General features: G+C 69.3%; 16 protein-coding genes and 2 pseudogenes. 7 read left to right on the forward strand and 11 right to left on the reverse strand.

The features are described from left to right. Positions 1-23 precede the first annotated feature (23 nt). On the reverse strand, positions 24-230 hold the full coding sequence (locus tag A37E_RS0116545; protein ID WP_029557634.1) for a hypothetical protein: 207 nt from the start codon (positions 228-230) through the stop codon (positions 24-26). Positions 231-429: 199 nt separating this feature from the next. Here A37E_RS0116545 and A37E_RS0116550 point away from each other — a divergent pair, with 199 nt between their 5' ends. Together A37E_RS0116550 and A37E_RS0116555 are read left to right on the forward strand one after the other, a co-directional pair. Beyond that, positions 430-651: a hypothetical protein gene (locus A37E_RS0116550; RefSeq protein ID WP_024279974.1), complete on the forward strand. Its 222-nt coding sequence runs from the start codon at positions 430-432 to the stop codon at positions 649-651. A 201-nt stretch (positions 652-852) separates the two neighbouring features. Beyond that, positions 853-2268, forward strand: a complete 1416-nt coding sequence (locus tag A37E_RS0116555; protein WP_197023067.1) for an NAD-dependent succinate-semialdehyde dehydrogenase — start codon at positions 853-855, stop codon at positions 2266-2268. A 198-nt stretch (positions 2269-2466) separates the two neighbouring features. Here the strand turns inward: A37E_RS0116555 and A37E_RS0116560 are convergent, their stop codons facing one another. The 4 genes from A37E_RS0116560 to A37E_RS0116575 form a co-directional block, all read right to left on the reverse strand. Further along, the gene (locus A37E_RS0116560) at positions 2467-2919 is read right to left on the reverse strand and encodes a carboxymuconolactone decarboxylase family protein (RefSeq protein ID WP_029557636.1); all 453 of its coding nucleotides are present in this window, start codon (positions 2917-2919) and stop codon (positions 2467-2469) included. A 16-nt stretch (positions 2920-2935) separates the two neighbouring features. Then, positions 2936-3697, reverse strand: a complete 762-nt coding sequence (locus tag A37E_RS0116565; protein ID WP_029557637.1) for an ABC transporter permease — start codon at positions 3695-3697, stop codon at positions 2936-2938. Next, the gene (locus A37E_RS0116570; protein WP_029557638.1) at positions 3694-4632 is read right to left on the reverse strand and encodes an ABC transporter ATP-binding protein; all 939 of its coding nucleotides are present in this window, start codon (positions 4630-4632) and stop codon (positions 3694-3696) included. Before A37E_RS0116570 ends, A37E_RS0116565 begins: the two co-directional genes overlap by 4 nt. Before the next feature lie 99 nt (positions 4633-4731). Continuing rightward, positions 4732-5781 carry a TIM44-like domain-containing protein gene (locus A37E_RS0116575; RefSeq protein ID WP_029557639.1) on the reverse strand — a complete coding sequence of 350 codons (1050 nt, stop codon included), beginning with the start codon at positions 5779-5781 and terminating at the stop codon, positions 4732-4734. 258 nt (positions 5782-6039) lie between these two features. On the opposite strand from A37E_RS0116575, the gene A37E_RS0116580 reads away from it, so the two are divergent. Then, complete coding sequence (locus A37E_RS0116580) at positions 6040-7125, forward strand: hypothetical protein (RefSeq protein ID WP_029557640.1); 1086 nt, start codon at positions 6040-6042, stop codon at positions 7123-7125. Between the two features lie 219 nt (positions 7126-7344). Beyond that, on the forward strand, positions 7345-9369 hold the full coding sequence (locus A37E_RS26040) for a sensor domain-containing diguanylate cyclase (RefSeq protein WP_156026355.1): 2025 nt from the start codon (positions 7345-7347) through the stop codon (positions 9367-9369). Between the two features lie 9 nt (positions 9370-9378). Here A37E_RS26040 and A37E_RS0116590 read toward each other — a convergent pair whose 3' ends face one another. Continuing rightward, positions 9379-11169: an acyl-CoA dehydrogenase gene (locus A37E_RS0116590; protein ID WP_029557642.1), complete on the reverse strand. Its 1791-nt coding sequence runs from the start codon at positions 11167-11169 to the stop codon at positions 9379-9381. Positions 11170-11372: 203 nt separating this feature from the next. Here A37E_RS0116590 and A37E_RS26535 point away from each other — a divergent pair. The 3 genes and pseudogenes from A37E_RS26535 to A37E_RS0116605 all read left to right on the forward strand — a co-directional run. After that, positions 11373-12314: pseudogene (locus A37E_RS26535) on the forward strand (L-threonylcarbamoyladenylate synthase); the annotation flags it as partial. A gap of 25 nt (positions 12315-12339) precedes the next feature. Further along, the gene (locus A37E_RS0116600; protein WP_051679115.1) at positions 12340-12792 is read left to right on the forward strand and encodes a GNAT family acetyltransferase; all 453 of its coding nucleotides are present in this window, start codon (positions 12340-12342) and stop codon (positions 12790-12792) included. A gap of 199 nt (positions 12793-12991) precedes the next feature. Then, positions 12992-13921: a histone deacetylase family protein gene (locus A37E_RS0116605; protein WP_029557645.1), complete on the forward strand. Its 930-nt coding sequence runs from the start codon at positions 12992-12994 to the stop codon at positions 13919-13921. A 78-nt stretch (positions 13922-13999) separates the two neighbouring features. Here the strand turns inward: A37E_RS0116605 and A37E_RS0116610 are convergent, their stop codons facing one another. The 5 genes and pseudogenes from A37E_RS0116610 to A37E_RS0116630 all read right to left on the reverse strand — a co-directional run bounded on the left by A37E_RS0116610 (position 14000) and on the right by A37E_RS0116630 (position 20316). Next, positions 14000-14275, reverse strand: a complete 276-nt coding sequence (locus tag A37E_RS0116610) for a DUF1153 domain-containing protein (RefSeq protein ID WP_012113328.1) — start codon at positions 14273-14275, stop codon at positions 14000-14002. A 561-nt stretch (positions 14276-14836) separates the two neighbouring features. Then, positions 14837-15232: pseudogene (locus A37E_RS0116615) on the reverse strand (amidase); the annotation flags it as partial. A 68-nt stretch (positions 15233-15300) separates the two neighbouring features. After that, entirely contained in the window at positions 15301-18843 is a 3543-nt protein-coding gene (uca, locus tag A37E_RS0116620) for an urea carboxylase (protein WP_029557647.1), read from the reverse strand. A gap of 1 nt (position 18844) precedes the next feature. Continuing rightward, positions 18845-19492, reverse strand: coding sequence for an urea amidolyase associated protein UAAP2 (locus A37E_RS0116625; protein ID WP_029557648.1), 648 nt, complete (start codon positions 19490-19492; stop codon positions 18845-18847). An 11-nt stretch (positions 19493-19503) separates the two neighbouring features. After that, positions 19504-20316, reverse strand: coding sequence for an urea amidolyase associated protein UAAP1 (locus tag A37E_RS0116630; protein WP_029557649.1), 813 nt, complete (start codon positions 20314-20316; stop codon positions 19504-19506). Between the last annotated feature and the right edge of the window lie 9 nt (positions 20317-20325).

Consider the following 20325-nt stretch of genomic DNA (forward strand, 5'->3'; position numbering starts at 1 on the left):
TGTGAATCGCCGCCCGGCGCCGCTCAGGCCTTTGTCGCCGTCAGCGCCAGGATGCGCTTGGCGATGATGAGCGCGAACGGAATGGCCACGACCGCGCCGACACCGGCCGCGATGGGGATGAGGCGCATGTCCTGCCCGGCCAGCGAAGGGATGGACAGGACGGCCAGCACCGCAGCACCCGCAAAAGTGGTGGCAAGCACGAGCCAAACGAGAATCGCGATCTTGAGCATGACAAAGCTCCCGCGGGCAGACGCTCAACTTCTAGCCCCTTCCCCAACGGCGCCCTTGACGCGGATCAACGGGAGATGGCCGCCGCATGTCGCATGCGTTTAGAGCATGACCGGATCGGCCGAAGCGGCGTTATAGTTCCCAGAGGCGCGCCGGTCCGCCGGGCCGCATGCACGCCCGGTTCCCCACGGGAGGGACGCGATGCAGTGCCAGAACAAGGAAGACGATTTCCGCCAGGCCGTGCTCGACATCGTCGGCCACAAGGAAGGTCAGGCCATCATCATCCAGGTGGTCGGCGGCAACACCATCACCGGCTTTGCCCCTTTGAGCGTCGGCAAGGATTATCTGCGCTGCCAGGTGGCTGTGGGGATCGGGCAGAAGGAGCAGATCGTGCCCTTCCACTCCATCACCTGCGTGCGCTGAACATCTGCGTGCGCTGATACCGACCCTCTGGTCCGGTCCCGGCTGATCGTATATCCCACGGGCGCCGCCGCGCCCGGTACGAGCGCGCGCCCTCCGGCATGCCACGGCCGGAGGCAGCAAGACCCAAGGAGCATGTCCATGGCCGCCACCCAGCCCGCCTTCACCTCCGAGCCCCACCATTTCACCCTGTTGCGCGACAAGATGCTGATCGGCGGGGCGTGGGTGGATGCCGATGGCGGCGAGACCATCGAGGTCAACAATCCGGCCACGGGCGCGATCATCGGCACCATTCCGAAGGCCGGCGCCGCCGAGACGCGCCGCGCCATCGAGGCCGCCGCCGAGGCCTTCAAGACCTGGCGCGCCACCACCGCCGCCGAGCGCGCGGCCAAGCTGCACAAGCTCGCCGACCTCATCACCCAGAATGCCGACGAGCTGGCGCTCATCCTCACCACCGAGCAGGGCAAGCCGCTGGCCGAGGCCAAGGGCGAGGTCGGTGGCTCCGCCGCCTATGTGCGCTGGTTCGCCGAGGAGGCCCGCCGCCTCTATGGCGACGTGATCCCCTCGCCGTGGCCCAACCGCCGCATCCTCGTCACCAAGGAGCCGGTGGGCGTGTGCGCGGCGGTGACGCCGTGGAATTTCCCCTCCTCCATGCTCTCGCGCAAGATCGGCGCGGCGCTGGCGGCCGGCTGCACCGTGGTGTGCAAGCCCTCCGAACTGACCCCCTATTCGGGCCTCGCCTGGGGCGTACTGGCGGAGATGGCCGGCATTCCGGCCGGCGTGGTCAACATCGTGGTGGGCGATGCCCCGGCCATCGGCGGCGAGATGACCTCCAACCCGGCGGTCAAGAAGGTGACGTTCACCGGCTCGACCCCCGTGGGCAAGCTGCTGATGAAGCAGTCCGCCGAGACCATGAAGAAGGTGTCGCTGGAGCTGGGCGGCAACGCGCCCTTCCTCGTGTTCGACGACGCCGACCTCGACCTCGCGGTGGAGCAGGCCATCGCCTCCAAGTATCGCAACGTGGGCCAGACCTGCGTCTGCGCCAACCGCTTCTATGTGCAGGCGGGCATCTATGACGCCTTCGCCGCGAAGTTCGCCGAGGCCTCGAAGCAGCTGAAGGTGGGTAATGGCGTGGACGCGGGCGTGGTCGCCGGCCCGCTGATCGACACGCGGGCGCTGGCCAAGGTGGAGCGGCTGCTGAAGGACGCGCTCGACAAGGGCGCCACCGTGCTCACCGGCGGCAAGCAGCCGGCGCTGGGCGGCACCTTCTTCGAGCCCACCGTGCTCGCCAATGCCACGCAGGACATGGCCTTCGCCCGCGACGAGATCTTCGGCCCGCTGGCGCCGCTGTTCAAGTTCGAGACGGAGGAACAGGCCGTCTCCTACGCCAACGACACCGAATACGGCCTCGCCTGCTACTTCTTCACCAAGGACCTCGGCCGCGCCTTCCGCGTCTCCGAGCAGTTGCAGTACGGGCAGGTGGGCGTGAATGCCGGCGTCATCACCACCGAGGTGGCGCCCTTCGGCGGCGTGAAGGAGAGCGGCGTCGGCCGCGAGGGCTCCAAGTACGGCTGCGACGATTACCTGAACATCAAGTACGTCTGCATGGGCGGGATGTGAGGGGAGAGCTTCTGAACAGCGCTCACGGCCCCAACAAGCGTCATGCCCGGCCTCGTGCCGGGCATCCACGTGGTCCGGCCGGGAGTGAATCGCTGACTTGGTCCCCTGCGGCCCGACGTGGATGGCCGGGACAAGCCCGGCCATGACGGAAGTGAGGGTATCGACCGGCGCTCTGTCAGCCCTGGCAGATTCTTCCCCTCACGCCTCGAAATTGAAGGCGATGCCGATCCGGTTCCAGGCGTTGATGGTGGCGATCGCAACGGTGAGGAACATGGCCTCGTCCGCCGAGAATTCCTCCAGCACCGCCTCCCAGGCGTCCTGCGAGGCGGCTCCGGTGCCGAGCAGCGTCAGCTCCTCGGTCCAGGCCAGCGCCGCCTTTTCACGGGCGGAGAAGGCGGAGGCCTCCTCCCACGCTGCGAGCAGGTCCAGCTTCTCCTGCGCGACGCCGGCCTTGCGGGCGACCCCGAGATGGAACTTCAGGCAGAAGGCGCAGCCGTTGAGCTGCGAGGCGCGCACTTTCACCAGCTCGGTCAGCCCCTTGTCGAGGCCGGTGGCGTCCACGCCCTTGGTTAGCGCGGCGAGGCCGGCATAGATATCCGGCGCGCGCTCGGTGAACGCCTTGTAGGTGGGGCGGGCAAAGTCTTCGGACATGGGGGCCTCTTGGGGATCAGCTCTTCAGCCGGTAGCCGGTGCGGAACATCCAGCGCACGATGAGGAGGCAGGCGATGAGGAAGGCGAGGGTCATGGCCGCGCTCACCTCCACCCGCACGTCGGACGTGCCGAAGAAGCTCCAGCGGAAGCCGGCGACCAGATAGACCACCGGGTTGAACAAGGTGATGGTGCGCCACACCGGCGGCAGCATTTCCAGCGAATAGAAGGTGCCGCCGAGGAAGGTGAGGGGCGTGATGACCAGCATGGGGATGAGCTGCAAGCGCTCGAACCCGTCCGCCCAGATGCCGATGATGAAGCCGAACAGCGAGAAGGTGACGGCGGTGAGCACCAGGAAGGTGAGCATCCAGAACGGGTGCCGCACCTCCATGGGCACGAACAGCGCGGCCGTGGCGAGGATGATGAGCCCGAGCAGCACGGATTTCGTCGCCGCCGCGCCCACATAGCCGGCCACGATCTCGAACGGCGAGACCGGGGCGGAGAGCAGCTCGTAGATGGTGCCGGTGAAGCGCGGGAAGTAGATGGCGAAGGCCGCGTTGCTGATGGATTGGGTCAGCAGCGTCAGCATCATCAGGCCGGGCACGATGAAGGCGCCGTAGGGCACGCCCCCCACCTCCGACATGCGCGAGCCGATGGCCGAGCCGAACACCACGAAATAGAGCGAGGTGGACAGCACGGGCGAGACGATGCTCTGGCCGATGGTGCGGCGCGTGCGGTTCATCTCGTAGGTGTAGATGGCGCGGATGGCTTGAAGATTCACGAGCGCCTCACCAGGCTGACGAAGATGTCCTCGAGCGAGCTTTGCTGGGTGTGGAGATCGCGGAAGGCGATGCCCTCGGCGGCCAGCGCCTCCAGCACGTCGGCGATGCCGTGGTCGCGGCCCTCGGCGCCGTCGGGGGTCGTGGCATAGGTGTAGGTCAGGCAGCCGCCGCCGTCGGAGAGCGTCAGGTTGAACGGGGCGAGGCGCGCCGGGACGGTGGCCAGCGGCGCGTTGAGCTCCACGGAGAGCTTCTTCTTGCCCAGCGTCTTCATCAGCGCGGCCTTCTCCTCCACGAGGATCAGCTCGCCGCGATTGATGACGCCTACCCGGTCGGCCATCTCCTCGGCCTCTTCCAGATAATGGGTGGTGAGGATGATGGTGACGCCGGAATCGCGCAGCTCGCGCACGAGGCGCCACATGTCGCGGCGCAGTTCCACATCCACGCCGGCGGAGGGTTCATCGAGGAACAGCACCTCCGGTTCATGGGCCAGCGCCTTGGCGATGAGCACGCGCCGCTTCATGCCGCCCGAGAGGGTCATGATGCGGGAGTCCCGCTTCTCCCAGAGGGAGAGGCTGCGGATGACCTTCTCCACATAGGCGGGGTCGGGCTTCTTGCCGAACAGGCCGCGCGAGAAGCTCACCGTCGCGAACACGCTCTCGAAGGCTTCGGCGGTCAGCTCCTGCGGCACGAGGCCGATGCGCGAGCGGGTCTCGCGATACTGGGAGACGATGTCGAAGCCGGACACCGTGACCGTGCCGGCGGTGGGCTTCACGAGGCCGCAGACGATGGAGATGAGGGTGGTCTTGCCCGCGCCGTTGGGGCCGAGAAGGGCGAAGATCTCGCCGCGCCGGATGTCCAGCGAGACATTGTTCAGGGCCGTGTGACCCGTGGCGTAGGTCTTACTGAGGCCTGAGACGGTGATGACGTTCGGCATGGGCGCCTTATAGCGCGTTCCGCCCGGGGGTGGACCCGGGCGGATGTAAATTCTGAATTCGCGGGGAGGGCGGAAGCGGCTCCGGTGAAGCGGCTCGGCTCAGGTCTCCTGAATGGCGCTGAGCAGCCACGGGCCGGCGCCGAAAGGACCGCGCTCGCGCACGAAGGTCCAGATCTCCGTGGTCTCGCCGACGCCGGGGTTGCCGGAGACGACGCGGCCGCTGGTGCGGTCCACCATCTGGTCCTTGATGGCGTAGCGCATGGCCACGGTGGCGTAGTCGCGCATGCCCTCGCGCCAGGCCTCGGCCACGTCGCCCTGCAGCAGCTTCACGTCGGAGACCTGGTTGCGCAGGCCCTTCTCCGCATTGGCGCGCAACTCGTCGCCCAAGAAGCCGAACATCTCCGGCGTGGTGTTGGCCTTCAGCTCGCCCTGGTCCTCGCGGGAGAAGGCGGTCTGGATGGTGGCGAGCAGGCGCTCGAACGTGTCGAGGTCCGCCGGCAGAACACCGATCTCGTCGGTCTTGCCGCCACGGGCCGGGGGCGCGGACGGCTGGGGCGGAACCGGGCCACCGGCCATTCCTCCGCCCATTCCGCCACCCACGCCGTAGCCCGGAATCGGGCCGCTGTTCATGGAGCCGTTGTTCATGGGGCCGTTGTTGGGCCCGCCGGGCATCGGTCCGCCCGCCATGGAACGGCCGTAGCCGGCGGCGGCGGGGGTGGGGTTCCGGCTGCGCAGGAAGCGCATCACGAGATAGATGGCGCCGCCGATGAGGGCCACCTGCAGCAGCAGGCCCAGAATGCCGGCCATGCCACCGAGGCCGCCGCCGAACAGCATGCCCACGAGGCCGCCGATGAGCAGGCCGCGCATGAGCGCGCCGCCGAAGCCGTTGCCGAACATGGAGGGGCGCGCCGCCGTCTGCGGCCGGGCACCGGGATTGGTGGCCTGCGGGCCGGGCTGGGGCGTGGTGGAGCGCTGGATGGGCGCCGCGGTGCTCGGCGCGGTCTGGGTCGGGGCCGGCGTCGTGTAGGTCCGGGTGCCGCGGCTGCCGAAGGAGCCCCCCTGCCGGGCGTCTGCCTGATCGGCGACGACGAGGCTCAGCCCCAGCGCCACGGCCACCGCCACCATCCCGGAAGCCTTGCGCGAACCCATCCACGAACCCTTGCGAAATCTAGACATCTGTCCTCGATCCTCCCGCGCGGTGACTTGCGCACCGCTGCGTGTGCCGACGGACATATGGGAGGGGCGGCGGGATTTGCGAGGGGTGGGCGCAATAGAATTTCCCTTACGTCATCTCGCGCCTGCGCCGCCGGCCAGAATGCTGCCGCGGGGAGAGGTCGCGCTTTCCCGCCGGTGGATCGCACTGCTAAGGTCCGCGCAGCCCCGGCCGACCGAGTTGCGGAGAACGTGATGCCTGCCTTCGATCCCAGCGTTTCGCGCGGCACCTCCATGCCCGCCCGCGCCAAGCTGGCCGCCGCGCTTCTTGCCGGCTTCGCCGCCACCGTTCTGGCGGTCGTATCGGCAGGCGCGGAACCCCTCGGCGTCACGGTGCGCAACGAGAGCGTGAACGCCACCTGCGCCGAGACCGACAACGTGACGCTGAAGCTGGTGTCGGACGACGTGCAGAAGTTCAACATCAGCGTCCGGCATCCCGCCTATGTGGGCATGCTCCTGGCCGACAACACCGCGCCGGACTGGGAAACCTGCGACATGTCCGGCGACCCGGTGGTGCCGGCCGATGCGAAGGCGCCGCTGCCGCCCTCCGCCGCTAACCCCGCCGCCAAGCCCGGTGCCAATCCCGCCGCCGCCTCCCCCGCCGCGCCGAAGCGAATCACCATCTTCGAGACGCCGGACATGTGGCTAACCGGCTTCATCTTTCCCTCCTTCTGGCGCGCCGCGACGGTGCCCGTCCGCATCGGCGGAGACGTGACGCAGGGCCTGCACATGGTGCAGCTCTGGATGCGCGTGGACGGCAAGGCCGAGGAGGTGCTGGTGATCTACCCGCCGGACGGCTACATGCGCGCCCGCCCCATGTCGCCGGCCCACATGCGCGATACCGCCTATGGCTCCTCCTTCCTCGTCGGGCCGGTGGAGCAGGCGGAACGGCCCATCGTGCGGCTGAAGGAGGTCGGCTTTACCCCGCAGACCCGCACCTTCACGCTCCATTACGCGGCCGGCGGCAAGGCGCGGATGCAGGTGGTCAAGGTGGGCTCGGATGAGCTGCGCCTCGAGGTCCAGCTCGACGGCACCCCGCCCGGCACCTTCGCCGCCCTGCGCTCCATGTACGTGACGGAAGGGAATGCGGATGTCGCCCGCGTCGCGTGGCGCAGCCTCGGCACCGGCAAGGGCGGAGCCGGCGGCCTCATGGGCGAGGCGCCGGTGCTCTCCTTCGCCGATGCGCAGAACGTTTCCATGCTGTGGGCCGGCCGCCTCGTGCCCTCGCGTCACAACACCAGCGCGCCGGATTTCATCTTCGACGGCTTCTCGGGCCGTTGAACCTACCGTATGATACCGCGGTTTGTTGCATTTTGCGATTCGTGCGAAACCCATAGGCCACGATGTCACTTGAAACGCAGGGTGGCCGACGCGTAAGTCGTGCACGCGACGGGGAGAGGAGGGATCCTCCGCCGTGATCCAGCGCCGGCTCGAAAGGCCGGCAGCCCTCATCAGGGTGAGATGCGCCCGTACATCATGCAGCCTGTGGGGCCGCCGACGATGAAGCCGCCGGTCCCCGAGGCCAAGGACAGCCCCACCGGAGCGGACGGCCTGCCGTCACCGCCGCAGGAAACGGCTGCCCCCCTGCATGCGGCGGCGCCCAACGGTCCGCCTGAGCCGCGCGGCTCCGTCGTCGATCTTCTCACCGACCTCGTCCTGTTCGCCCTGTTCTATGGCGGTCTCGTCATCGCCTTCACCGAGCTGGGGCGCCGGCTCGGCGTCTATCCGGCGGTCTGGCCCACCAATGCGCTGGCGGTGGGTGTCTATTTCCTCATGTTCCGGGATGCGGTGGGGCGGCTCGCGACGGTGGTCGCCCTCGTCTCCATGGTCGTCCACCTGTCGATGCAGGGGCAGGACATCGGCTCGGCGCTGGCCACCGGCTGCGCCAACGCGCTGACCTTCGCCCTGGTGGGCTGGGGCTGCGTGCGCGCGGGCATGGAGCGCGGCGCGCTGCGCAGCGTGCCCATGGTGGTGAGCCTCGGCGTGGTCGCCGTGGCCGGCACGCTGCCGGGCGCCATCATCACCGCCTTCGTCGAATTCCTCGAGACCAACGGCAAGTTCGGACCGCTGCTGCTGCGCTGGTGGATTCCCGAGATGGCGAGCGTGCTGCTGCTGCTGCCGCCCTTCCTGCTGTGGCACGGCCGCGCGGAGGACGAGGGGCTGCGGGGCTCCGAGGGCAACCGCCCGAAATTCTCCCGCGAGGAGGAACTGGCCTTCGCCAGCCTCACGCTGGCGGCGACGCTGGCCGCGAGCGCCTATTATGGCGAGTCGCTGCTGCGCGACCTCGGCGGCGCCATCCTCCTGTGGTTCGCCTTCCGCCTCGGCCTGTTCGCTACCGCGGTGGCCTCCAGCGCCTATGCCCTCGCGGTGCTCGGGCTGGGCATGGCCCAGGTGTGGCCGCAGCCGGTCTCGCCGCCGCAGGCCTCGGCCGATCTCGTTGTCACCATGCTGCGCCTGCAGGCGCGGCTCGTGCTGGTGATGCTGCCGGCGCTGCTGATTGCCGCCATCATGGCCCAGCGCAGCCGTCAGCAGCGCGAGGTGCAGGAGGATCGCCGCCGCCTCGCCTATGCGCTGGAAGGCGCCAATGACGGCATCTGGGACTGGCACCTGCCGTCCGACGCCGCATTCTTCAGCGCCCGCGCCCACCGGATGCTCGGCCTCGAGCCCGACCACGTGACGACGCGGCTATCGGACTACAGCCAGATGGTCCATCCGGAGGACCTGCCCGCCGTCGCCAAGTCGCTGAAGGACCATGCCGAGGGCCGACACCTCCTGTTCCAGGCGGAGATGCGGGCGCGGCACCGCAACGGCAGCTGGCTGTGGGTGCTGGTGCGCGGCAAGATCGTCGAGCGTGATCCGGCGGGACGGCCGACGCGGGCGGTGGGGACCGTCACCGACATCTCCCAGCGCAAGCACCTGGAAGCCGCGCTGGAGCACGCCGCCTCCCACGATCCGCTCACCGGCCTCTCCAACCGCGCCGGCTTCGACCGGGCGCTGGAGCAGGCGCGCCGCCGCCTCGTGCGCGACGGCGCGCTGTTCGCCGTGGTGCTCATCGACATCGATTATTTCAAGTCGGTCAACGACCAGCACGGCCACATGGCCGGCGACCTGCTGCTGACCACCGCGGCGCGGCGGCTGCAATCGGCCATTCGCGCCGGCGACCTCGTGGCCCGCTATGGCGGCGACGAGTTTGCCATCATCGCCGCGGGCAAGAGCCGGGAAGAGTTCGCCGCCATGGCGGACCGCCTCCACAAGCACCTCTCGCGCCCGGTGGAGGTGGAAGGGCTGGTGCTGCCCGCGTCCTTCTCCCTCGGCATGGCGGTGGCGGACGACCGCACGCTCGATGCCGCCGCCCTCATCGCCGAGGCCGACACGGCCCTCTATGCGGCGAAGGACGCGGGACGCGGCACCTGGCGTGCGGTGGGCATTGCCCCCCGCAATGCCGAGGACGCCGCCCACGAGACCCCGCGCCGCCAGATGCTGCCGCGCTCCGGCCTGCGCGCCGACCGCCGCCCGCCGGAGTAGAGACCGGGCTCAGCCGATCGCCAGAACCGCTTCCGCGTCCAGCACGCCGCCGGCGCCGCCGGTGACGGCCTCTTCCAGCCCCTTCGTCTCCACCGCCAGGTTCTCCGCGAAGAAGCGCGCCACCGCGATGCGGGCGGCGAGGCGGGGATCGGTGGCGCCGCCGGCGCGCTCGGCATAGGCGGCGAGGGCGGTGCGGGCGAGGAAGGCGCCGCCGGCCGCGCGGGCATAGAGCCTGAGATAGGGGGTCGCGGCGGCCAGCGCCTTCGCCGGCTCGTCGGCGACGCGATCCAGCATCACCCGCGTCGCCCGGCCGAGCGCATCCACCGCCTCGGCGAGGCGGGGGCCGGCATGGCCGAAGTCAGGCGCGTTGAGGGCGGAGACCTCCTCCGCCGTCTCGCGATAGTCGGCGATGAGCGCGTTCACCACGTCGCCGCCTTCCTGGGTCAGCTTGCGGGTGACGAGATCGATGGCCTGGATGCCGTTGGTGCCCTCGTAGATGGCGAAGATGCGGGCATCGCGCAGGTGCTGGGCGGCGCCCGTCTCCTCCACATAGCCCATGCCGCCATGCACCTGGATGCCCAGCGACGACACCTCGATGCCGGCATCGGTGGAGAAGGCCTTGGCCACCGGGGTCAGCAGGCTCGCCTCGGCCAGCGCGGCGGCGCGGGCGATGGGGTCTGGCAGGAGGCGCGAGCGGTCCAGCGCGTCGGCGGTCTTCAGGCACAGCGCGCGGGCGGCGTCGGTCTCGGCGCGCATGGTGAGCAGCATGCGCTTCACATCCGGATGGGCGATGATGGGGGCGGAGCCCTCCACGCCCGGGGCCTTGCCCTGCTTGCGATCCTTGGCATAGGCGAAGGCGCGCTGGGTGGCGCGCTCGGCCACCGCCACGCCCTGCACGCCCACCGCGAGGCGGGCGTTGTTCATCATGGTGAACATGCAAGCGAGGCCGCGGTTCTCCTCGCCCACGAGGTAGCCGATGGCGCCCTCGCCCTTCTCGCCGAAGGTCATGGTGCAGGTGGGCGAGCCGTGCAGGCCCAGCTTGTGCTCGATGCCGGCGCAGACCACGTCGTTGTGCGCGCCGAGGCTGCCGTCTTCGTTCACCAGGAACTTCGGCACCACGAACAGGGAGATGCCGCGCGTGCCGGCGGGCGCGTCCGGCAGGCGGGCGAGCACGAGGTGGACGATGTTCTCGGCGATGTCGTGCTCGCCGTAGGTGATGAAGATCTTGGTGCCGAAGATGCGGTAGGTGCCGTCCGCCTGCTTCACCGCCTTGCTGCGCAGGGCGGCGAGGTCCGAGCCCGCCTGCGGCTCGGTGAGGTTCATGGTGCCGGTCCAGGTGCCGGCCACCATCTTCGGCAGGAAGATGTGCTGAAGCGCCGGCGCGCCGTGGGCGGTGAGCGCCTCGATGGCGCCGAGGGTGAGTACCCCGCAGATGCCGAAGGCGGGGGAGGCGGCATTCCAGAATTCGGTGAGCGCGGAGGTGACGGAGGTGGGCAGGTTCTGGCCGCCGAACTCCTCCTCGGCCGCGACGCCGCACCAGCCGGCCTCGGTCCAGGCCTCATAGGCGGCGCGCATGCCTTCCGGCGTCGTCACGGCGCCGTCCTTGATGGTGCAACCCTGCTTGTCCGCCACGCGGTCGAAGGGGGCGACGACGGAGCCGGCGAACTTGCCGGCCTCGTCCAGCACGGCGTCCACCACGTCGAAGGAGAGGTCGACGACCCCCTGGGCCATCAGCTCGGGGAGCGAGGTGGAGGTCTTGAGGAAATAGGAGATCTCTTCCACCGGCGCGCGATAGCTCACGGAACCCTCCCTTGAGGTTTTGGGGCGCCGGCTTGACCGCTCCCGGCGGGCGCGCTCTAAGCACGGCGATTGCCGGTCTCCCACATCGCGGCGCCGGCCTCTTACGTCAAGAGGCGTGCCCTGACCCATTGGTCGGGGGGCGCGGGTTTCAAGCCATGGCCGTGACCGCTCCCGAAGGCTCCACCCGGCTCCTCGACGCCCATATGCCGGGCGACGTGGAGGCGGCCGCGCGGCTTTTGGCGGCGGGCGGGCTGGTGGCCTTCCCGACCGAGACGGTCTACGGCCTCGGCGCCGATGCCGCGAACCCGGATGCGGTGGCCGCCCTCTATGCCGCCAAGGGTCGCCCGGCCTTCAACCCGCTCATCGCCCACACCGCCGATGCCGAAGCCGCCCGCCGCCTCGGCGCCTTCAACGCGGATGCGGCGCTTCTGGCCGCGCGCTTCTGGCCCGGACCGCTGACTCTGGTGGTGCCGTTCGCCGGCGGGGCCGGCGTGTGCGACCTCGCCCGCGCCGGGCTCGACACGGTGGCGCTCCGTGTGCCGTCCCATCCCCATGCGCGGGCGCTGCTCGCGGCCTTCGGCGGTGCGGTGGTGGCCCCCAGCGCCAACCGCTCCGGCCATGTCTCCCCCACCGAGGCCGGCCATGTGATGGACGACCTCTCCGGCCGTATCCATGCGGTGCTGGATGGCGGGCCGACACCGGTGGGCGTCGAATCGACCATCGTGGACTGCACCGGCGCCGATCCCGTGCTGCTCCGCCCCGGCGGGCTCGCGCGGGAGGAGATCGAGGCGGCACTGGGCCGGCCCTTGCTGCTCCCCGTCTCGCACAGCGACGCCGCGCCCTCCGCCCCCGGCCGCCTCGCCTCCCATTACGCGCCGCGCGCCACCCTGCGGCTTGATGCCGGCGAGGTGATGGCCGGCGAAGCGCTCCTGACCTTCGCCGGCGCCCGTCCGCCGGGCATCGCGCGCGCGGCTGTTGTCCTCGACCTCAGCCCCTCGGGCAGCCTCACCGAGGCCGCCGCCCGGCTCTATGGCGCCCTGCGCAGCCTCGATGCGGCGGGCGTTCCCGCCATCGCCGTCGTTCCCCTGCCGCGGGAAGGTCTCGGCGAAGCCATCGCCGACCGCCTCGCCCGCGCCGCCGCCCCCGACCCTCCCAGAGCGAGTTGCCGCAATGACCACCCAGACGCTCGATGTCGACGGCCTCACCATCGCCATCGGCCATGCCTCCGACGCCGACACCGAGGCGCTGGCCGCGCTTTGGGAGCGGGCGGGCCTGACCCGGCCGTGGAACGATCCCCATGCCGACATCGCGCTCGCCCGGCGCGGGCCGCATTCCACCATCCTGGTGGCGCGGGACGGCGGTCGCATTCTCGGCTCCGCCATGGTGGGCCACGACGGACACCGGGGCTGGGTCTATTACCTCGCGGTGGAGCCGGACCTGCAGGGCCGGGGCCTCGGCCGGGCGCTGCTGCGCGCGGTGGAGGATTGGCTGCGCGCCCGCGCCGTCCCCAAGCTCATGCTCCTCGTGCGCCCGGACAACGAGAAGGTGCGCGGCTTCTATGCCGCCGAGGGCTATGTGGAGGAGCCGCGCATCGTGTTCTCGCGGCGCCTCGATGGGAATTGAGTTTTTCGCTGCTTTCGCTCAGGCGCCGCGCAGGCTTGGTGGGCCGTATTCGGCCCACGCCGCACCCAAAGGGATGAGGCCATTGGGGCGTGCGGCGGCAATAGTCTTGATCCGGCGCAACATCCTCCCGGTGCTGCTGGAATATGGTATGGCAAAATAAAGAACGTAAAGATTGCGCCAAGGGAGGGCGTTCCCATCCATGTCCACGCTGCTCGTCACCCATCCCGCTGGTCTCAGCCACGCAACGCCTGCCGGTCACCCCGAGCGCGCTGATCGGCTCCGCGTGCTGGATCGCATCTTCGAGCAGGAAAAGTTCGCCCATCTCGTGCGCGATCTCGCGCCGCGCGGCGAGCGGGAGGACATCATCCGCGTGCATCCGGCCGACTTCGTGGACGCCATGGGCGAGGCCGTGCCGCAGGACGGGCTGGTGCGCATCGATTCCGACACCATCCTCTCGCCCGGCAGCTGGGAAGCGGCCCTGCGCGCGGTGGGCGGCGCCTGCTTCGCGGTGGATGAGGTGATGGAAGGCAAGGTCACCAACGCCTTCGTCGCCATGCGCCCGCCGGGCCACCATTGCGAGACGCGCAAGCCCATGGGCTTCTGCCTGATGAACCAGGTGGCCATCGCGGCGCGGCACGCGCAGGCGAAATACGGCCTCCAGCGCGTCGCCATCGTGGATTTCGACGTCCACCACGGCAATGGCACGCAGGAGATCTTCTGGGCCGACGACAGCGTGCTCTATTGCTCCACCCACGAGATGCCGCTCTATCCCGGCACCGGGGCGCAGGGCGAGACGGGCGCGGTGAACACCATCGTCAACGCCCCGCTGCGCTCGGGCGACGACGGCGCGGTGTTCAAGGAGGCCATGGAGACGCGCATCCTGCCGCGCATCACCTCGTTCGCGCCGGACCTGATCCTGATCTCGGCCGGCTTCGACGCGCACGTGCGCGATCCGCTCGCCTCTCTGCGCCTCGTGGACACCGATTTCGGCTGGATCACGCGCCGGCTGATGGAGATCGCCGACAAGAAGTGCGAGGGCCGCGTGGTCTCGCTGCTGGAAGGCGGCTACGACCTGGAAGGCCTCGCCACCTCCGCAGCCGCCCACGTCACCGCGCTGATGCACGGCTGAGGCAGGGCGTCCCCGTCGCGGGAGCGCGCAACAAAGGCCCGGGAGCCGCGCTCACGGGCCTCTGGTCAAAGCGGGCAACTACTGCCGGTAGTGCTGGATGCGCGTGGTGCGCAGGCCGGGCAGGCCGTGGCGGTCGATGGAGGCCTGCCACGAGAGGAATTCGTCCACGGTGAGGGTGTAGCGCTTGCAGGCTTCCTCGAGAGAGAGAAGCCCGCCGCGCACGGCGGCCACCACCTCCGCCTTGCGGCGGATGACCCAGCGCCGCGTATCCGGCGGCGGCAGGTCGGCGATGGTCAGGGGTCCCCCGTCCGGCCCGATCACATATTTGACCCTCGGCCGATAGGCATCGGTCATATCTACGCACCTGCTACTCAAACCAACTTCGATGAAGATGGCAGGTGCCAATGAAGACTTTGCTAAAGCACGGAAATAAAAGGATTTTTACTTGTCTTAATGGGGGCTGAACAAGACGTTCCCGAAGCGTAAACATGCGGCCACGCTTTCGCAATTTGCGAGGCGGGCAGGTTTTCGGGGCATGATGTTGAAAAGAAAGGCGGCTCGGGCGTGGCCGCAGTGCATCGCCGGTGTGGGGAGACGCCGGGGATTCAGCACTTGTTCAGCTGTCTTAATGGATCACGAAGTAATGATTGGGCGTCGGCGGGGGCGGTGCGTGCGCCGCAGCACGGATTTTCTCACCTTCGGGGAACGGGCCTTAAGCTCCCCGGACAAGCGACACCGAAGGTGGAGCGCCGATCCGGGGTCCAGCGCAGGACTCCCGCGTAGCGGGGCAAAGCCTGAGAGCGGTGGGGGGCAGGAAGCGCCTTCGGCGGACCCTTGCGCTGGGCCCCGGCCCGCATTCCGCTTTCGCTGCATGCGTCCGGGGGCGCGAGGGCGGTGAGGGCCGCCCTGTCGGTCCTATGCCTGGGACAGACCCTTCCCTCCGCTCACATACGCGCGCCAGCCGCCCAGCGCGGTGATCTCCTCGGCCTCTTCCACCGCATGGGCCTCGCACAGGAAGCCGGGCACCTCGGAGCCGTCCTCCAGCCGCAGCTTGCCCACCCCCAGCGGGGCGGGGATGGCGGCGACGAAGCGGCCGAAGGCGGCGGGCGCGAGTGCCCACACCTCCACCTCCAGCCCCGGCCCGGTGAAGCCGGGGGCGCGCACCACGCCGGGCTTGCGGGGCGTGGTGTCGGGCAGGACGAAGAGCCGATAGTCCGGCGCGGTGCGGCAGCTCTTCACCAGCACGCCGCCGGCGCCGGTCAATTCGCCGTTGAGGGGCATGCCCGAAAGATGCGCGCCCACCACGGCGATGGGCACCACATCCGGCGGGAGAGAGGCGCGAGCGCCGCTGAGCGGGGTCTCGTTGGTCATCTTGGTCCTCACACGGTTTCGAGCACGCAAACCACATCGCCCGAGCGGACGGTGCGGCCCGGCGCGGCGCGGATCTCGCGGACGCGGCCGGCGGCGTGGGCGGTGATGGAAATCTCCATCTTCATGCTCTCGATGATGGCGATGGTGTCGCCCGCAGCGACCACCGCCTCCTCCTCCACCAGCACCTTCCAGACATTGCCCGGCACGTTGGCGGAAACCCCGAAGCAGCCGTCGGGCATCTCGCTTTCGCCCAGCATTCCGGCGCCGTCCTCGACGACGAACGAGTCCAGCCCCTCCGCCTTCCAGCGCGCGCGCTCCGCCTCGAAGGCGGCCTGCTGGCGGGCCTTGCCGGCGGCGATGGCGCCGGAATTGGCGGCAAGGTTCGCGGCATAGTCCGCATAGGAGAAGCGGCTGTCCTCAATACGCACGGGATAGGCGCCGTGCGGGAAGGCGGCACGCGCCTCCATCAGCTCCTGATGGGAGACGTAGAAGAAGCGGATCTCGTCGAAGAAGCGCAGCAGCCAGGGATTCTCGGGGAACGCCGACGTGCGCCGCCAGGTGTTCCACATCTGGATGGTGCGGCCGAAGAGCTGGTAGCCGCCCGGCCCCTCCATGCCATAGATGCACATGTAGGCACCGCCGATGCCTACGGCGTTTTCCGGCGTCCAGGTGCGGGCCGGGTTGTATTTGGTGGTGACGAGGCGGTGGCGCGGATCGATGGGGGTGGCCACCGGCGCGCCGAGATAGACATCGCCCAGCCCCAGCACCTGATAGCTGGCACCGAAGATGATGTCCTTGACCGCCTGCTCGTTTTCGAGCCCGTTGATGCGGCGGATGAACTCGATGTTGTCCGGGCACCACGGCGCATTGGGCCGCACCAGCTCCTGATACTTGCGCATGGCGAGTTCCGCCTGCGGGTCGTTCCAGGACAGCGGCAGGTGGACGATGCGGCTCGGCACCACCACGTCCTCAGCCGCCGGCAGGCCCTTCTCGATCTCCGCGAGGGCATCGAGCAGCTTGGTGCGGGGCAGGCTCGCGCCGTCGTAATGGATCTGGAGCGAGCGGATGCCGGGGGTGAGGTCGATGAGACCCGGCAGCTTCGCCTGCTGCACCGCCTCGGCCATCAGATGCGCGCGCAGGCGCAGGGCGACGTCGAGGTGCATGTCGCCGAACTCGACCAGCAGATTGTCGTCGCCCTGCCGGCGATAGACCACGCGCACCGGCCCGTCCTCGTGGATGGCGAGGATGGGGGAAGAGGTCTCCTCCGGCGCGCCGACGATGGCCGGGCCGGCGATGGGGTCCTCCAGCCGGGGCAGGGGGAGGAAGCGCACGCGGTCGCCGGGCTTCAACTGGCCCATCTTCCATTGCTCGTCGCGGGCGATCACCGCCGGGCAGACGAAGCCGCCGAGGGAGGGGCCGTCCGGGCCGAGGATGATGGGCATGTCGCCGGTGAAGTCGATGGCGCCGATGGCATAGGCGTTGTCGTGCAGGTTGGAGGGGTGGAGCCCCGCTTCCCCGCCGTCGGTGCGCGCCCAGTGGGGCGTCGGCCCCATAAGGCGCACGCCGGTGCGGGCGCTGTTGAAATGCACCTCATAGGTGGCCGAGAACAGGTCCGCGATGTCGTCCGGCTGGAAGAAGTCGGGCGCGCCGTGGGGGCCGTAGAGCACGCCGATCTGCCAGTCGCGGGTGAGCGGGGCGGGGGCGGGCACTTGCGCCGCCGGGCCGGTCGGACGCTCGGCTTTGGGGGCGAGGTGCAGCGCGTCGCCCGCCTTCAGCGTGCCGGTGGCATGGCCGCCGAACTGGCCCAGCGCGAAGGTCGCCCGCGAGCCCAGCACCACCGGCGCCTGGAAGGCCCCGGCCACCGCGAGATAGGCCCGCTGGCCGGCGCCCTCGATGGTGCCGATGGCGAGCATCTGGCCCGCCTTCACCGGGAAGGCCGCATCGTGCGGCACCACGGCGCCGTCGAGCTTGGCCGGCATGTGGGCGCCACAGATGGCCACCGTCGTATCGTCATGGAAGCGCAGGGTGGGGCCGTTGACGGTCATTTCCAGCGCGCACGCGGTCTCGGCATTGCCCACGAGGGCATTGGCGCGGCGGAAGGAGTGTTCGTCCATGGGGCCGGAGGGCGGCACGCCCACGTGCCACAAATTCAGCCGCCCCGGCAGCTCCTGAAGGCTGGACTGGGCGCCGGGGACGACCACTTCCACACTCGTGGGCCGGAAGGCGAAGTCCTTCAGCGCGGTGGTTGCCACCTTGCCGGAGGCGAGGAGGCCGGACGCGGCAATGGCCGAGAGATATTGAAGGTTCGTCTCGATGCCGCAGATGGAGGTCTCGCTGAGGGCCTTCTGCAAAGCGGCGATGGCGCCGGTGCGGTCGTCCGCCTTTACGATCACCTTGGCGAGCATGGGATCGTAGAAGGGCGTCACCTCCGTGCCGGTCTCGATCCAGCCGTCGATGCGCGCCCACGCGGGGAATTTCACTTCCGTCAGCAGGCCGGCGGAGGGCTGGAAATTGGCGTGGGGAATTTCCGCATAGACGCGCACCTCCATGGCCGCGCCCTTGGGCGTGAGCGGGCCGGCGGAGGCGATGGGGTCTTCGCCCGCCGCCTGCCGGATCATCCAGTCCACGAGGTCGATGCCGAACACCGCCTCGGTGACGGGGTGTTCCACCTGCAGGCGGGTGTTCACCTCCAGGAAATAGAACTCCTGCCGCGCCGGGTCGTAGATGAACTCCACTGTCCCGGCGCTCTCGTAACGGACGCTCTCGCCGAGCTGGACGGCGGCGGCGTGCAGGCGGGCGCGCACAATGTCGGAGAGGAGGGGGGCGGGGGTTTCCTCCACCACCTTCTGGTTCCGCCGCTGGAGCGAGCAGTCGCGCTCGCCCAGCGCCACGACCTTGCCCTTGCCGTCGCCGAAGATCTGCACCTCCACATGGCGCGCTTCCGAGACGAAGCGCTCCAGATAGACGCGGGCATCGCCGAAGGAGGCGCGGGCCGTGCGCTGCACGCGCTCGAACACGTCGCGCAATTCGTCTGGCGTGTGGCAGAGCTGCATGCCGATGCCGCCGCCGCCGGCGGTGGACTTCAGCATCACCGGATAGGTGATGGCCTCCGCCGCCTTGAGCGCCTCGTCCGCGCTGTCGAGGAGGTCGGTGCCGGGGAGCAGGGGCACGCCGCTCGCCTTGGCCAGCTCGCGCGCGGTGTGCTTGAGGCCGAAGGCTTCCAGGTGCTCCGGCTTCGGCCCGATGAAGGCGATGCCTTCCTCCGCGAGGAGCTTGGCGAAGCGCACGTTTTCGGACAGGAAGCCGTAGCCGGGATGCACCGCCTGCGCCCCCGTCGCCTTGCAGGCGGCGATGACGGCATCGACGTTCAGATAGCTCTCGGCGGCCGGGGCCGGGCCGAGGCGCACCGCCTCGTCCGCCTCCAGCACGCCGCGGGTGAAGCGGTCGGCGTCCGAATGGACCGCCACGGACTTGATGCCCATGGCGCGCGCGGTACGGATCACCCGCCGCGCGATCTCGCCGCGGTTGGCGATGAGGATTTTCGAGAACATCTCAATCCTCCGCGCCGAACACGAGCACCTGAATGGGCGTCGGGTTGAAGCCGTTGCAGGGATTGTTGATCTGCGGGCAGTTGGAGATGACGAGGAGCACATCCATCTCCGCGCGCAGCTCCACATAGTCGCCGGGGCCGGAAATGCCGTCCACGATGGCGAGTTCCCCGGTGGGCTCCACCGGCACGTTCATGAAGAAGTTGATGTTGGGCACGATGTCCCGCTTCGTCATGCCGTGCTTCGCCACTTCGAGCACGAAATTCTCGCGGCAGGCGTGCAGATACTTCACCTGATGGCCGAAGCGCACCGTATTCGCCTCGCACGAGCAGGCGCCCGCCGAGGTGTCGTGCCGGCCGCAGGTGTCGGCCGTCACGGTCAGCATCACGTTTCCCTCGGACGAGATGAGCTTCGTGCCGGTGGAGACATAGGCCGAGCCCTGCACGCGCAGCGTATCCTGCGAGGAATAGCGCTCGGCGAAGTCATCGGCCTTGTAGAACAAAGTATCGACAGCCTGCTGGCCTTCCAGATCGACGATGCGCACGCTCTCGCCGGCCTTCACGAGGCAGGAGAAGGGGGCGTTGGCGGGCACGAAGTAATCGCGCAGAGCGGAAGACGCATCGCGGACGGGAGACGCAAAGAAACGAGTCATGTCGTCCTCCCTCAGCGCGCGTTGTTCTCGAAGCCGCGGACGGCCTCGATGGTGGCGGTGCGGCAGAGATCGTCCGCGGCGGGGGCGGGCGGCTGGAAGCGGATGGCCTCCACCGGGGGCGGGGCATAGTCCGGCGCCGGGTCCATGGGATGCGGGCAGTTGGAGAGGGCGACGATGAGGTCCATCTCCGCGCGCAGGTCCACGAAGTCGCCCTGCTGGCGGGCGTCCTCGATCCAGCGGAACGCGCCATCCCCGTCCGTGCGCACGGGGGCGAAGAAGGTCAAGGCGGGGGGAATGTCCCGCTTGTCGAGGCCGAGCTTCAGCGCCTCCAGGATGAAGTTGTCGCGCGTGTTGCGCAGCACTTTCTCGCCATAGCGGGCGCGGTTGGAGGCGGGGGTGGAGCCGCCGACCAGCGCGTCATGCATGCCGGTGGTGTCCTCGATCATGGAGAACATCACCCGGCCCATGTCGGAGAACAGCACGCGGCCTTTTCCGAGGGCCGAGGTCCACTGCACCTTCACCGTGTCGGCATAGTTCAGCCGCTCGGAGGCGTCGGTGGCCGACCAGGCGATCATGGAGACCGCCGCCGGCCCGTGCGCCAGATGGATGCGCAGGGCTTCGCCCGCCTTCAGCGGCGTGGACCAGTACCAGCCACCGGGGATGGTCTCGGTGTGCAGCACCGCGCCGGGCATGATGGAAGCCGAGCCGCGCAAGGTGGGGCCGGGCAGGGCCTTGGGCGCGTGCTGCTGGCCGGCCGCCTTCAGCTCTTCGTAGCGGCGCTTGTTCTCTTCGATGAACTTCTGGGTTTCGACGCTGACGGTCATGGCTGTCTC

Source organism: Xanthobacter sp. 91, assembly GCF_000702385.1.
Classification (GTDB): Bacteria; Pseudomonadota; Alphaproteobacteria; order Rhizobiales; family Xanthobacteraceae; genus Xanthobacter; species Xanthobacter aminoxidans.